General features: G+C 52.6%; 8 protein-coding genes. 1 reads left to right on the top strand and 7 read right to left on the bottom strand.

Translation table 11 applies throughout. From position 1 onward, the window contains the following. The 7 genes from VLA04_04520 to VLA04_04490 all read right to left on the bottom strand — a co-directional run. The coding region (locus VLA04_04520) for a hypothetical protein (GenBank protein HSI20929.1) at positions 1 to 8,348 on the bottom strand (8,348 nt) is incomplete at its 3' end. Positions 8,349 to 8,513: 165 nt separating this feature from the next. Further along, entirely contained in the window at positions 8,514 to 9,128 is a 615-nt protein-coding gene (locus VLA04_04515) for a tetratricopeptide repeat protein (GenBank protein ID HSI20928.1), read from the bottom strand. A 3-nt stretch (positions 9,129 to 9,131) separates the two neighbouring features. Further along, on the bottom strand, positions 9,132 to 10,811 hold the full coding sequence (locus VLA04_04510) for a fibronectin type III domain-containing protein (GenBank protein ID HSI20927.1): 1,680 nt from the start codon (positions 10,809 to 10,811) through the stop codon (positions 9,132 to 9,134). Beyond that, complete coding sequence (locus VLA04_04505; protein HSI20926.1) at positions 10,792 to 11,997, bottom strand: FtsX-like permease family protein; 1,206 nt, start codon at positions 11,995 to 11,997, stop codon at positions 10,792 to 10,794. The genes VLA04_04510 and VLA04_04505 overlap by 20 nt, the downstream gene beginning before the upstream one ends. Next, complete coding sequence (locus VLA04_04500; GenBank protein ID HSI20925.1) at positions 11,966 to 12,907, bottom strand: ABC transporter ATP-binding protein; 942 nt, start codon at positions 12,905 to 12,907, stop codon at positions 11,966 to 11,968. Before VLA04_04500 ends, VLA04_04505 begins: the two co-directional genes overlap by 32 nt. Further along, complete coding sequence (locus VLA04_04495; protein HSI20924.1) at positions 12,900 to 14,624, bottom strand: HAMP domain-containing sensor histidine kinase; 1,725 nt, start codon at positions 14,622 to 14,624, stop codon at positions 12,900 to 12,902. Before VLA04_04495 ends, VLA04_04500 begins: the two co-directional genes overlap by 8 nt. Before the next feature lie 33 nt (positions 14,625 to 14,657). Then, entirely contained in the window at positions 14,658 to 15,164 is a 507-nt protein-coding gene (locus VLA04_04490) for a response regulator (GenBank protein ID HSI20923.1), read from the bottom strand. A gap of 137 nt (positions 15,165 to 15,301) precedes the next feature. Between VLA04_04490 and VLA04_04485 the strand changes: the two genes are divergently transcribed. Then, positions 15,302 to 15,510 (top strand): hypothetical protein (locus VLA04_04485; GenBank protein ID HSI20922.1); only part of this gene is annotated, 209 nt, incomplete at its 3' end.

Genomic DNA, 15,510 nt, shown 5'->3' with positions numbered 1-15,510 from the left:
TTGCCTGCGTTTGTGATTCCACCCGCATTGTTATTAAGACCACCCGTAATGGAAGCACCCCCCGCGGAAACGGTAAGCGCTGACGCGATGGTAAGTGCACCACTATTGGTAACGGAAAGCTTAGATGTACCAGCCACTTGCAGATCAAGAAGGTAGTTTGGACCGGCACCAAGGGAATTTTCTGTCGCATTTACCAAGAGGGCAGTGTACGCACCAGTAGAACTCTGTGCGATGGTTGGCTGGATGGCCAAACCATATTGGCGAGCTGCGGCGCTAGCAAGGTTAGAACCAGTAAGGATTGCATTAGCATTGGCCGTATTCTGGAAGTCACCGTACACGGAACCGTCGGTAGTGGTAAGGCGGAGCTGTGGAGCGGAGGCATCGAGAATATCCAAGCGACGGTCAGGTCCCGTGGTATTGATACCAATGTTAGCAGTACCCTTCATTACAATGTCGGAGCCAAAGAGCTGGGAGTTGTAGATGGTGCCGGTGCCCGCGTCGCTAATGGCCGCTGCGCCCGTACCTGAGTAGCGGTTGTTACTTAAAACGGTACCCGTAGCTCCTGAAACAACTTCAATTGCGTACCCAGAGCCGGCCGTATCCGTAATATCGTTATTTGAAACAATGCTGTAACTACCAGCTACGTAGATACCACTCCTGCTAGTGGAGCCACCAACATCATAAATACGGTTCCCAATAACGGTGTTGTACGAAGAGGAGCTGTGCAGGTAGATGCCATCGGTAGTTCCTGAAAGGCTAAAGATGGTGTTGTTTGAGACCAAGTTATGGCTTGTCACCATATAAATTGCACCGTTGCCACCGCCACAACTGTTCCCCGTAAAGGTGTTGCCGGTGACTGTGTTGTAACTTGCGTTGTTAAAGAAGGCGAACGCGTTACAGGTATATGTACTAATTGTGTTGCCAGTGATTGTGTTACCTGTACTGGAAGTATTGAAGTTCATTGGCGCACCAACACGGTAGAAAGTATTGCCCGAGAACACACTTTGCGTGGTATATGTCGTGGTAAGACCAGTGCCTACCGCACTTGTATTAACAAAGCTGTTGCCAACAATACGTATCCGATCAAGGCCAGCGCCGGAAGAACCGTTAAGGTAAATAGCATTGGCGCTAGTAGAGGACTTGGTGAGGTACATGTTACTCACCTCACTGTCACTAATCCGCGTATTAAGGGCAATGGCAGTGTTGTTGGCGTGAGTATAAGTTGCCCCGTTGCTATCAATGGTAAAGCCAGAGACGGTAATCTTGCCGTAGGAGCTAGCACCATCACCAAGAACAACCACTGCGCCCTGTGTACTAGTGGTTTCATTCCAAGCACGCGAGAGGACAGCGCTCTTTCCGGCACCCACCAAGGAAACATTGCTCTTCGCAATAGCGACAGAGGCACTAACGCTATACGTTCCATCCAAGAGGTAAACCAGACCACCCGTGGAAGGAAGGGCTGTAATTGCGGCGTTAATTTCAGTCTGGTCGCCCGTACCATCCGCAACGTAGTCAGCCTTTTCCTTATTCTGGGAGTCAGAGGCAGCAACTATTAGGGTGGCCGTTGAACGGTCAGCCTGCCATTTTGCGTTGGCATAGACATAGAGCTGCTTGGTATCAGTCCGGAAGAACATCTGTCCTTCAGAAGGAGAAGACGGGAAGGAAGTTCCGCCAGTAAGCGTGAGTGAGCCGTTAGCAGCAACTACCGCACCCGTGTCGTTGATGCGGAACCGTTCAGACCCATTTGTTGAAGCGGTAATGATATTGGCACCAGTAGCAGCAAGGGCAAGGGTGCCGGCCGTAGCCTGCAACTGCACACCAGCAGTACCGGTAATGTTGCCAATATTGGTAAGGTTTCCAGACGCATCTACCCGAGTGGTACCAGCCGTCTGAAGGGCAGTAGTTGCGTTAATGGTGGCGCCCGCAATGGTCCCGGTAGCAGTAATGTTAGTAACCGTAGTGATATCGCCAGTAATAGAAGCGCCGCCCGCTGAAACGGTAAGGCCGGCATTGGCAGCCAGGGTAGTGAATGCACCGGTGGAGCGGCTACTTGCGCCAATGGGGGTGCCGTCAATTGAGCCGCCCGTGATAGTCACACCAGAAGACGCAAAGACATTAGCAGTGACCCCATCGCTAAAGGTGAAGGCCGCACCGGCACCTACCGCATCAAATGTGACAGCCCCAGCAGAGGAGACGGCTGTAGTGAGGTAGTTAGAGTTGTCGTACTTAACGGTGAGCTGAGGCGAGGTAGTGGAAGAAACAACAAGCTGACCATTTACGGTAGAGCTGGTGTTAACAGTGAGGCTGTTTACATTAAGCGCGGTGAAGAAACCGTTAGCGAAACGGGTGCCAGTTGCGCCAATGTCTCGGCTACCAGATGGAAGAAGGTTACCAGCAAGGGTAACATCCCCCGTAATGTCTGCGCCACCAGCGGAAACAGTAAGCCCGGTAGCGGCAGTAACGGTACCCGTGAAATTGGCCGTTGCGTCGATGTCCTGGCCGTTAATGAGCCCAGAAGTAATGGTGCCCGCCCCTACATTAAGTGCGGCACCAAACAAGTTCGAAGAACCATCGACATATGCCGTCGTGCCATTGAAGTAGACATTACCCTTCGTGCCGTGAGTTGTGGACTGAAGGGAAAGGTTGCCACCAGTGAGCGTGCCTCCGGCAATAAGCGGTGTTGTGACAGAGGTGCCAAATACTGCGGTGGTTCCACCGGTGAGTGCACCCGAAGTAACGGAAAGGGTGCCGTCGGAAATAGTTCCACCAGTAATTGCACCGGTCGCATCAATAGTAGTAGCACCGGAGATAGCACCAGCATTGGTGATGCCATCGTCATTGTTGTCGATGCCACCCGTAACGGAAAGTCCAGCACTAGCAGTGAGCAGCCCAGCAAAGGTAGGGTTGTCCACTACATTTAAGGTGACGGAGCCGCCAAGAGATACGAGGCCGCCGTCTTGGAGATTGGTCCCCGGGGTAATGGTAAGCGAGGAGTTAGCCAGTTCGGCATTGCCAATCTGTCCAGCAGGCAAGGAAACAGTGCCAGTAGTAACCGTAAGGCCACCTGCATCAATTATCAAACCATTGGAAAGGATGCGGTTCTCAGAAGAGGTAACACGGAAGAGGTCGGTACCGTTACTCTGAACAGCGAACTTTCCTGTGGAACTTGTAGCAATGTTGATGCGGAAGTTGGCATCAGTAGCTGTGTTAGCAAGAGTGACCGCCAGATCATTACCGTCGGTTGTGGTGATGGTATTGCCGGCGTCGTAAGCCTGTTGCAAAGAGTCGGCCGTAGCGCCACCAAGACAAGAACCCCAAGCCGGAACACCAGAGGTAACAATGAGACAGCTACCATCGCCACCAATAGCTAGGGCAGAGAGAGTATCAGCTGCACTAGCAAAGAGGACATCGCCCGTGACCACAGCGTCCAAGCCTGTCCCACCATAGGTTACCCCGATGGTAGAGCCTTGCCACTCACCCGCTGAAATGACGCCGGCTGCCACTGAGAGACCATTCACCGCAGCCGCAGAGAGAGACCCGCCGCTCACAGCGCCACCCGAGAAAGTACCGCCACTAACCGATCCACCAGAAAGGGTTCCGCCGGAAATGGTGGCGCCGTTGATAGTAGAGGCAGCGGTCAGCACTCCGGCAGCAGTAACCTTAAATACATTTGTTCCACCTACTTGGAAGTCCAGGAGGTTTCCACTGAAACCACCTGTAGTATTCATACCTAGGAAGGTACCGCTTGCTGAACCACCGGTAATAGCTGAACCAATCTGAAGAAGTGAAGAGCTCCCGTTTCCAGCTGGTGCACCAGTTACTTGAAGAGCAACCCCTCCCGTCTTAGAGAGCGTTGCGGTATCATTCGCGCCAATCGTTGTTGCACCGGAAATAGCACCAACATTGGTGATGCCATCGTCATTGTTGTCGATGCCACCAGTGACATCCAATCCCGCCTCAGCTGTCACGAGGCCAGCAAAGGTAGGGTTGTCTACCACGTTCAAGGTAATGGAATCACCAAGGGCAACTAATCCTCCATCCTGGAGGTTGGTACCTGCAGTTACCGTAAGGGAGCTGTTCTGAAGGAAGGCATTGGTAACGGAGCTGCTTGGCAAAGTGAGCACGCCAGCAGAAAGTGTAAACCCGTTGGAAGCGGTTAAGGTAGAAGAAACGCCCAGGGTACCCGTTACATTTGAGTTACCTGTAATAGCTGCGCCACCCGACGATACCGTTACTCCGTTATTAGCCGCCAGAGAAGTAAAGGCGCCAGTTGAACGGCTACTTGCACCAATGGTTGTACCGTTAATGGATCCACCGGTAATTGTTACACCGGAAGAGGCAAAGACGTTGGCGGTAACTCCGTCGCTAAAGGTGAAGGAAGCACCCGCACCTACTGCATCAAAGGTAACCGCGCCAGCTGAGGATACAGCGGTGGTGAGGTAGTTGGAGTTGTCGTACTTAACCGTAAGTTGCGGTGAGGTTGTGGAAGAAACAATAAACTGACCGTTTACGGTAGAGCTTGTATTAACGGTAAGAGTATTTACATCAAGCGTAGTGAAGTACCCATTAGCAAAACGGGTACCTGTAGCGCCAACATCGCGAGAGCCAGACGGTAAGAGGTTACCGGCGAGGGTTATATCTCCCGTAATGTCTGCGCCACCAGCAGAAACAGTAAGTCCAGTAGCGGCTGTAACGGTACCGGTAAAGCTTGCAGCGGAAGAGATAGTCTGACCATTAACCAAGCCCGATGTAACAGCACCCGTACCTACGTTAAGTGCAGCGCCAAAGAGGTTTGAGGAGCCATCAACGTAGGCGGTAGTACCGTTGAAGTAGACATTACCCTTCGTGCCGTGGGTAGTGGATTGGAGAGAAAGGTCACCCCCGGTAAGTGTACCCCCTGCAATAAGTGGAGTTGTGACAGAGGTACCAAATACAGCGGTAGTCCCGCCAGAGATTGCACCGGCGTTGGTGATACCATCGCCATTGTTGTCGATGCCACCTGTCACGGCGAGACCAGCGTCAGCCGTCACGAGGCCAGCAAAGGTAGGGTTGCTCACCACGGCAATATCGTTGGCATTCACCGTAATATTGGTACCTGCACCAACATTAATTGTTGTTGAGCCACCAAGGGCCACGGCACCACCGTTGGTCAAGCCTGATCCAGCGGTAATGGTTACGGAATCATTCGTAAGTTTTGCATTGGTAACATTTCCATCAAAAATCTTGTCCGTAGTGATGGCATTATCTGCAATGGTCAGCACACCCAGTGAGGAAATGGTGGCGTCACCACTCAAAGCCTGTGTGACCCAATCCGTACCGGAACCAATAAGCAGATTACCGGCAATGGCTGTAGTTGATCCAAGAGCTACACCATTGATCTTGGCAACGGTTGGATTTGGATAACTACCCGATAGGTCTCCGCCTGCTGTCCCGCCAGGAGTAACGCCAGTAACCGTAGTGTTAGAGACTGCGGTAATACGTCCCTTGGCATCAACGGTAACCACAGGGACTTGGGTTGCAGAACCAAAGCTTCCAACATTGGAGTTAACAGTGGAGAGGGTGAGTGCGCCAGAAGCAGCAAGCGTGGCGTCACTTGATAGGGTAACGAAGGTAGGAACACCGGAAACATTTGCGACCGGAATTTGTCCGGAAACACCCGCAGCGGTAACCTGAAGGGCGCCCGTACCGTTGCCGTAAAGCAGGCCATTTGAGGTAAAGGAACCCGCTCCAGTACCACCATACTGCACACCTACTGCTGTACCTTGCCACTGACCAACAGAAACTACTCCAGCGGCAACAGACAAGCCATTAACAGCGGAGGAAGAGAGGGTACCACCAGAGACATTTCCTCCGGAAAGGGTGCCCCCTGAAATGGTAGCGCCGTTAATGGTACTGGTGACACCCAAGGTACCACCCACAGTTACATCACTAGAGAAGCCGCCCGTGGTAGCACCGGAAATAGCACCGGCGTTGGTGATACCATCGCCATTGTTGTCGATGCCACCCGTCACGGCGAGACCAGCGTCAGCTGTCACGAGTCCGGCAAAAGTTGGGTCATCTACTACATTCAAGGTAATGGAATCACCAAGGGCAACTAATCCTCCATCTTGAAGGTTGGTGCCGGCAGTTACTGTAAGGGAAGAGTTAGCCAGCTCGGTGTTATCAACCTGTCCCGCAGGAAGTGAAACCGTGCCAGTAGTTACGGTAAAGCCATTGGCGACTGCTAGTGAGCCGGTGAAATTAGCAACACTGGAAACTGTCTGGCCATTGTAAGTACCGCCAATGATTGCCCCGGTTGATCCGGTAAGACCAAAGTTTGTACCGGTAATATCGTTAGCGCCAAGAGCGAGGGAAGAGACAATGTCAGGGTCAGAAAGATCTACCGCCGTAGTAAGGCCACCGGCGGCAGACTGGATCTTCAATGCAATAGGAAGGGCGCGGTTGATATCCAGGTTGTCCAAAAGGAAGAGCTGCGCAGGGTCATTAGTACCGGCGCCATTAGCGCGGACAAAGGAAACGTATCCTGTAGAATCATCGGCTACGGTAACGGTGAAGTTGGAATCAGTCCCAGTGTTCGTAAGGTTGATTGCCAGGTCACGGGCGTTGGTAGTGTTAAGAACGTTGCCGTTGTCGTAGGTTGCCTGGAGGGTGCTTCCTGAACCAGAAGTAGCACAACCACCCCACGCAGGAACGCCCCCAGCTGTAATCAAACATTCGCCGTTATTACCTGCGGCCGTAGCCTGAATTGGCCCAGTGCCATTACCGTACAAAACACCGTTTGCGGTGAAGCTCCCCGCTCCTGTTCCGCCGTATTGCACATCAACAATCGACCCCTGCCAGGTTCCTACGGAAATAATTCCACCCGATATGGAAAGGCCGTTAATGGCACCTGTGGAATCGATAGTTGTTGCGCCAGAGATAGCGCCGGCGTTAGTGATGCCATCGCCATTGTTGTCGATGCCACCCGTGACATCTGCACCATTGGAAAGGGTAAGGGTGTCGGTCACGGTAAGCGCGCCAGTAATTTGGCTGTCACCGGTAATGTCTGCGCCACCGGAGGCAACCGTCAGGCCGGTCAAACCAGTAAGTGTGCCGACCAAGGTAGAGTTCCCAGTGACCGCAAACCCGCCTGCAGAAACAGAAATGCCGCCGGAAGTAACAGTAAGACTTCCAGCAGTGGTGACATTACCTGTGGCAGTAGCCTGGAACTTGCTAGCTCCCGCAACCTGGAAATCTACCAAGTTACCGGCGAAAGACGCGTCGGTGTTAATACCTAGTAGAGTACCGTTGCCAGAGCCTGCAAAGCCGTTAATGCCGCCGGTGAACCCACCGTTACCAATAGCAACTACAGGTGCGTTTGGCGTATTGAGCGGTGTCCCCTGCGCGGCAATTGCCCAACCAGCGGCTGGAACGGATGGACTGTAGGTATTTGTGAACTGGCCACTGGAAGTAATAGCGGCGGCAGTAAGGGAGCTGGAGACTCCAAGGGTACCGGTAACGCTGGAGTTGCCAGTAATGGCAGCACCGCCAGAAACAACGGTTAGGCCGGTTAGGCCGCCAAGGGTTCCCGTGATTGTCGAGTTCCCCGTAATCGCTGCCCCACCAGAAACGACGGTCAAGCCCGTAAGGCCACCCAGGGTACCGGTGATGGTAGAATTGCCCGTTACGGAAAGTGCGCCACTGGTAAGTGTGCCGGTTGCAGTGATATTCCCAGCCTGGTTTACCGTGAGGCGGTCGCTGCCATTTACCTGAAGGGAAAGGAGGTTGCCCGTAAAACCTGCGACAGTGTTTACCGCCAAGGCGTTACCGGAAACAGCGGCTGGCTGAATGGCAATACCGCCTGTGAAAGTGGCGCCATCGTTGAAGGTGGCCGTACCGGAAAAAGTAGTATCGCCGGTGATGGTTTCGTTTTCAGCCTTCTGGAAATACGCGGAAGAGTCCAGGTTATTAAGCTTGGCGGAGTTAAGAGCGTTTGGCACTGAACCCAGTTCATAACGTGGGGACATTTCTGGGTCGCCTTCCACCTTGAAACTGAGGAAGAGCGGACCCTGGAAATTTACACCCGTAAGCGGGGTAACGGAGCCCAGGTAAACCGCAAATTCACCACGGGTAACCGTAGTGGAGTGAGTCTCTGTCCAGACTGGTGAACCGCCCGTGGCAGCAGTGTAAAGCTTGAAGAGAACGCTGTAAGTGCCATCTGGAACGTTAAAGCCGGACGGGGTGGTGAGACGAGCGGAAAAAGGCAGCTGATCAGCAGCTGCTTGAACCTGGTTTACAGGAAGAAGTGTGGAAAACCCAAATACAGCAATAGCACCTACCGCTAGGGTGGCACCAAGTAAGCTACGCATGTACGCAGCTACCTGTATTTTCAGATTAGAACCTGTCATTCGGAGCGGTGGTATTTATGACACTTTGGTCCTCATCATTATCTCAAGGAACCCCTTTCAATGTAAGGGGACTGTGGATAACTTATTGTGGTTTTGTATGCTCTGAGAGCACACAATATGACCCCCCTATTTTGTGGCAATTCTCTGGCGAATCTGAGAGAGCTCTTGAGCCCCTGTTGCAACAATTCCACGGTCTAAAACAGCAAGGGCTTCTGGGTACTTTTCCTGCGCCTCATAGAGCAGGGCAAGGTTTGAATATGCCGCGACATACTGGCGGTTGAGCACAATGGACTGTTCGTAGGCTTTTATAGCCTCTGCGCGGTAGGTATCAGCGCGTGCGGCGTCAGCATCTGCCCAGTCGCGGTACGCATTTCCTATCCCGTTCCAACCAAAAGCCGCGTCTTTGCCATCGGCAATAAGCTTCTGGTAGAGCACAATGGCTTCTTCGTACTTTTTCAGGCGGTATTTGACCACTGCCAACTGGCTTTTGTAGGTAGCGTCATCTTGCTGTTTAAGCGCCTGCTCCAGTGAAGCCTCCGCAGCCTGGTAGTCCCCCTTTGTGGTTTGGTCTACAGCACGGTTATACAGGGTGGCAGGTTCATAAGCAGGCTCTTTCTTCAGGAGTTCCTGCTGCAGCCTCGCCGTCACCAAGAGCACGGCACTCACCGCGATAAGCATGATGAGGGCTGTGGCAACCCCAAACAGGATCCATATTTTCTTGAGGGAGGTGGGTTTTTTCATGCGTTACTGTCCGATAGTGGTTAGCCAACCGAAGTTCATGCGGAGCTGGCCAAAGATAAGGTCAAGAAGTGAAACCTGTTTCGCCGGCGCCAAAACGTTATATTCGGCACTTTCGGCCACGTTTCCTGAACGGTCAGTCACCACTACTTTGAAGTGATAAGACTCACCTGGACGAAGGCCTGGGATAACCATGAACTTGTTGGTGGTGTAATCTGTGTCAGTTTCAATCTTCTTGGAAAACGGGCCAGTCGCCCCTTCACCGTACTCAATGACAGCCTTGGCCGCCTCTGAGACACCAAAGGAAATAAGCACCTGCACGGTTTGACGGCTGCCAAGGTCCACGGTGGTATCGCTCCGTAAGTTCTCGATAGTTGGGGGCTCCCGGTCGGGAAGGGTAGTAAAGGTTTTACTTGGGGAGATGGCCTGGTTGCCAAAGATATCCTTACCAAGCAGGCTTACGCCGTATTCAGTATTGGCCTCTAAGTCTTCCAGTTGGATTTCATGCTCAATGGCAAGCTTGTCATCACCAGTGGCCAGCTTTTTGCCATTCAGCTTAGGGTCTTCGGCTTTGAGGATTTCATACCGTACAAAGGCGTCGACTTCCGTGGAAGCAACCCACTTCAATTTGGCGCTGCGGGATTGGATATCGAAAATAGTAAAGTCATCAATGCGCGGCAGGATAACCGTTTTGAAGAGGTATTCGTCTGAGGTGAGGCGGGTACCGGACCCGTCTAAGCCAGAGAGGCGGACATAGTACGTGGTACCGTTTTCCAAGCCAGTGAGACGCACAAGGTGTGATTCAGAAACGCTTAGGTCATCTATCGTGCTAGAGTAATTCCCCGCAGACGTGCCGTACGCAATGGTGGTGGTACTGGGTACGGTAGTTTGCCACTGCACCACGGCAGAGTTTAGGGTTACGTCGGTAATGCGAACCTCCGTAATACCCGGGGACGAGATGGTTGTCACCTCCCCCGCGTTGCTGGTAACCGTATTGCCTGAACTGTCGGTGCTTTTTACCCGGAATTTATACGTCTGGTTACCCAAGAGACCAGCAAGGGTGACTTGGTGGAAAAGTGAACGTTCATCAAACCGCCCGGTGGAGTTGTCTGCCACGGACTGAATGCCGTAATCCACAATGGAGTTGGAAAGCTCATCGGTAATCCATGTAATGGTTACCTGGGTACCGGAAACCTGCGAGGCAACCGGGCCATTCGTTATGGTTGGGGCCGTAATGTCCCCGGCGTCACTGTTAAACGTTGCTTCTGCGGATTCCACGGCATTCCCGAATGTATCCACCGATCTCACCTTGTAGTAGTAGGCAGTGTTCTTGGTAAGGAAGTTCAGCTCAACCGAGTGACTGGAAATGGTAGGGGTGAACGCGTCGGCTGCTTGGAACTCATAGTCCCCTGGCGCACTTCCCACAAACACGATGCCGGTGGTTGCGCGGTCAGTTGTCCATGTCACAACAGCAGAGGTGATGGTGATGGCACTCACTGTAGGGCCTGCCGTAATGGCGGGGGGAGTAAAGGCAACGGGATAACGAAGGGTCCCAGTGCCACCAAAAATGACACCGCCAATGGTATAGCCCGGCGACGAAAACTCCGTCGGCGCAGCCGATACTGGAACCGCCCCGACCGCAAGGGCCAAGGCAAATGCTAGGAGTTTATTCGTGACGAATCGCATCGATCGGGTTGAGCTTAGAAGCACGCCGTGCCGGGTAAATTCCCGTAACCGCTGCAATGAGCATAGCAAACACAAAGGCACCTGCCAGCAAAAAGAGATGGTTTCGGAAGACAACAGGGACCGTCCCACCCGCTAGGCTTGCCAGGAGTGACAGGGTGAAGAGGGTAAGCTGTTGGAGGAAAAGGGCTCCCAGAAGGCCAAAGACCCCTCCCAGTACACCCATGAGAATTGCCTCTGTCAGGAACAGGCGCTTGATATCCTTTTTACGCACGCCCAGCGCCTTCATGATGCCAATCTCTTTTGTGCGCTCCAGCAAGCTGATGGTAAGCGTGTTGAACATGCCGATTGTGGCAATGAAAATGGCAATGAGCCCGAGGGCGGCCAGAATGCCGCGGATCCACCGGAAGGCATTTTTAATGTCATCCACTGTATCAACCGCCGCGCTAACCTTAAAGCCACGCGTATTCAGCGTGTCTCTGACTGGGGCAATTTGTTCGATTCCCGCTACGGTTGTCTTGATGTGTTCATAGTTGGGGGCATTCGCACCCACTGCGCCCTCCAGGTAGAGCCGCGGCAAATAGGCAACTTGCGAATCATCAGCTTGGACCACACCAGTAACCAACACGTCTTGGAGTATAGGTGCGCCAGGGTAGTCCTGGGTGTCCGGGTGGATGCGGAACAGCACGAGCGGAGTTTTTTTCTCATCCAAACCAAAGAGCTTAAGGAACCCGGTGGTCACCACCATGGCCTGGGTATCTTCTGGCCGGTAATACCTTCCCACCAAAAGCTGGGTGGAATCTGTAATTTGGAGGTACTCAGGGTCAACGCCAACGATAGTGGTATTGGCAAACGTTTTATCAAGCTGTACCTGGCCTTTGATTGTAATACGAGGAAGGACTTTAATCACCCCCTCTGTGCCCTTAATCTTTTCCAGGGCAATGGCATCGAGAGGGTTCAGCTCTTTGGAGGCGGTTTCAACGGTAAGCGAAAGGAGCGAAGCGGAGCGTTGAACACTACCCAATGTAAGCTCTTCCAGGCCAAAACCAAGCGAAATAAGGTAGACAACAAGGGCGATACCAACGGAGATGGCACCTACTGTCAATCCGGAGCGAAGGCGGTTGCGCCTAATAGACCCCCAAGCAAGCGGGAGCATATCACTCAGCCGGATCGACGCTATTTTGCTCATTACTTGTGAGAAGGGTCCCGTCACGAATATAGAAAACTCTGTTGGCGTACGGCAGGAAGACCTGGCTATGCGTTACTAAGATTATAGTACGCCGCTCCTGCTTGTGTAAGCGTTCGATCTCTTTTACAACAACTTCCGAAGATTTTGTGTCCAAGTTTCCCGTAGGCTCATCCACCAAAAGCAGTGCTGGGTCGTGGATAAGGGCACGCGCCAAACTTACGCGCTGCTGTTGGCCACCCGAAAGCTGGTTGGGGTAGTGACTGGCAAAATCTTCCAATCCAAAGCGCTCCAGCATCTTCAATGCCTCATGCTGGCGCCACTCTTCTGGCGCACCGGCAAGCATGAGAGGGAACGCAACGTTTTCCCACACCCGCAGTGAATCAAGGAGGTTGAAGCTTTGGAAGACAAGTCCAATTCCCTCACGGTGGTACAACGCCATTTCGTCTTCCGTAAAGGCAGAAAACGATACGTTACGGATACGGATCTCACCACGAGTCGGCTTCTCAAGCCCAGCCAGCATGTGGAGAAGAGTGGACTTTCCTGAACCCGAAGGGCCGTAGATCACTACGTACTCCCCCTCTTTTACCGTAAAGCTAATACCCTTAATTACTTCGTTGTATGCCGCGCCCTGCCCATATGCCTTGGTGAGGTTTACTGCACGGAAGACCTCGTCGTCCGTATAGGGGTTGAGCATTTCCTCAGATGGTATCCCGCCAGTTGGCGCCAACTGCTGGCCCAGCTCCTGCTGGATGGCCTGCATGAGAGGATCCATGCTTTCCTGCTCCCCGTCACGCTGAAAGTTAAGGAGAGCCTCCGCGTCAGTTTCCGCCGACACAGAAAGAGAACCCTGGTCCTCAGGGGAAGGAACAAGGCTTTCTTCTTGTATAGGTTCTGGTTGTTGGTTAGGCATTCCCCTTCTTGTGGTCCTTCGCCTTCTTTTCAGGCTTATGCTCAGGCACTTTTACCTCTTTAGTATCTGACACCGGAGGGGTGCTGGCAACCTCATCAATTTTCTTTTCAGGTATGCGGGCGATATCGGCCTGCTGGTTTTTATCCTCCAAAAGCGGCTGGTCTTTTGGCTCAGGCGCCTTAGGTATTTCTTGGTAAAGCGGGACGCTTAACGTGAAGGTGGTGCCCTTGCCTTTTTCAGATTGGACACTTACTTCGCCGCCATGCTGGCGCAGTATTTCATGTGCCACGAACATGCCAAGTCCGGAACCATTGGCAAACATTTTTGATGCTTCCTCGCCACGGCTGAACCTGGTAAAGAGGCGGGTCCGCTCCTCGTCCGTCATACCAATTCCACTGTCTGTAATGCGGATCTCGGCACGATCTGGTGACACAAGCTCACAATTCAGCTTAACGTAACCTTCCTTAGTGTATTTGATAGCATTGTCTACAAAGTTGTTCACCACCTGGTAGAAAGCCTTGGGGTCTAAGAAGGAATCGGGAATGTCATTGCAGCGTTCATAGGTAAGTTGCAGGCTCTTATTTGCTGCAAGGGGTTGGAGTGCCCTCACTAGCTCGTCACAAACTTGGCTGAAGTTGGCCTTTTCCCAAGAAAGCTCCTTTCTTCCCTGCTCCATGCGGGAGAGGTCAAGGAGGTCGTTGACCAAGTCAACCATGCGCTTGGTACTCTTGAGCGACTCAGTAAGCAGCTCTCGTTCCTGCTCAGGAATGTGCAGCTTCTCAGCTTCTTCCACAATCAAAGATAGTGACCAGTGGATGACTGAAAGCGGGGTGCGCAACTGGTGGGAGGCCGCATTCAAGAAGTCTGTTTTCTGCCGGTCGAGTTCTTTCAGGCGGGTGTTTACCTCTTCCAGTCGTTTCTTGGCATCTACAGCCTGCTTTTTTTGGTTGTATTCCTGGAAATAGAATTGTTTCAGCTTTTCTACCATGCGCTGGAACTCGTGCGACAGCTGCTCCAGTTCATCATTCGTGGTGATGTTCGGATAGGCATTAAGGTTACCGGCGCGGATCGCCAAGGCAGACTCCGTAAGCGCCACGATAGGCCGGGTCATCCGCGAGGCGAGGATGTACGACGCGAGGATACCAAGGAGGATACCTGCCACACCCAAGTAGATGAACAACCTGGACAAGCGGTTAAATTCACCGTCAATAACTTGGACATCCACACCGATACGGATGGTATACGAAACCTCGTTCCCACTAATGAAGGGAGCAACGTAGTTGTAGTACACTGCGCCATCCCGCTCCACCTTCCCCACAGCAGTGTCACCCTTAGTAACTTTTCCTGTCAGCTCGTCGCTGAATTTCTTCCCCTGAAGGGACGGGTCCCCTGTCACGCTGTCGTAGTAGACATTGTTTTCCTTATCAACAACCATCACATACTTCACTCCCTGCTGGCCCTCTACTCGGCGAACGGCGTTTATAACCTCTTTGTTGTTGCCGGCAAAATAAGGGGCAAACACACTAGAGGCCACGTTGTTCACGAGGATCTTGTAGGAGTTATCAGTAATCCGGACGAGGCGCTGCTTAACCGGGAAGTACAGAGTAATGGCCAGCAACGAAATAATGAGCGCAATAAAGACACCTTGCGCTAAGGCAAACCGTACTTTGACACTCGTTTTTGGCTTCCAAGCCTGTTGCGACAGCGTGGGGTACACTCTCCCTCTCCTTTGCGGGGTCGCCGCTCAAGCCTATGGGTTATTCGTCTGGTTATCAGGATGCAGCACTTCTGACATTGGCATAACGTCTTCGAGAGACTCGAAGCTTTGGTAGGCGCTGGACCCTGCCTGGCCTTCACCGGCAGCCGGCGCTGCTGGTGCCGCCTCGCTTTCCTCTAGGATAGTTTTGATCTTGCCAAGGATCTCAGCTGGTGAGAAAGCGGCTTTCACAATGTAATCCACGGCACCAAGTGAACGTGCGCGCTCAACGTCTGCTTTCTGAGCAAAGTTGGAGAATACGATAATCTTAGGAAGTGCCTTGCCCTCAGCGCGGAGCTTCTCCAAAACATCAAAACCGCTCATCTTAGGGAGCAGAACGTCTAGGAGCACAAGGTCTGGCAGGTTCTCACCGCCAGTGAGAAGCTTGTATGCCTCTTCACCATCGTATGCGTGGGCCACCTCGTATTGTTCCTCTTCAAGCTTCATGCCAATGATCTTGGCAAGCATCTGTTCATCTTCAACTACGAGGATCTTTTTCATGGTTTGGCTGGGCCTTAAAGCTGGTATCACCAGTTTCGCATAGGGAAGGTGGTGAAGCAAGCGCGTGTGGTACACTAAAGTTAGTTATGGAGGGGCAATCGCTACTACTTTATTTCCTTTTTAGCGGAGCAGCAGTATTGCTCCTATTTTTCGTTGTAGTGTGGCAACGCTCCCAAATGTACCGGCTGGAAAAAGAGCTGGACCATGCAGCCCGGGCTGTGGCAGGCCGGCCCAATGCTTCACTCCCCGCCGTCCTCCCACTAATAGAGGGTGCCCCCTTTCCACTCTGCTTTGCTGATACCAAGGGTGCCATTGCGCGTGCCAGCAAACCATTTCGTGCATTGGC

It is taken from the genome of Verrucomicrobiia bacterium (assembly GCA_035460805.1).
In the GTDB taxonomy this organism is placed as follows: Bacteria; Patescibacteriota; UBA1384; order CAILIB01; family CAILIB01; genus DATHWI01.
The sequence above is the reverse complement of the archived record's forward strand: the minus strand, read 5'-3'. Positions and strand labels throughout refer to the sequence as shown.

Excerpts from the sequence above, each read along its gene's own strand:
- VLA04_04515 (HSI20928.1), bottom strand. The coding sequence starts at position 9,128 with ATGAAAAAACCCACCTCCCTCAAGAAAATATGGATCCTGTTTGGGGTT.
- VLA04_04510 (HSI20927.1), bottom strand. The coding sequence starts at position 10,811 with ATGCGATTCGTCACGAATAAACTCCTAGCATTTGCCTTGGCCCTTGCG.
- VLA04_04505 (HSI20926.1), bottom strand. The coding sequence starts at position 11,997 with ATGAGCAAAATAGCGTCGATCCGGCTGAGTGATATGCTCCCGCTTGCT.
- VLA04_04500 (HSI20925.1), bottom strand. The coding sequence starts at position 12,907 with ATGCCTAACCAACAACCAGAACCTATACAAGAAGAAAGCCTTGTTCCT.
- VLA04_04490 (HSI20923.1), bottom strand. The coding sequence starts at position 15,164 with ATGAAAAAGATCCTCGTAGTTGAAGATGAACAGATGCTTGCCAAGATC.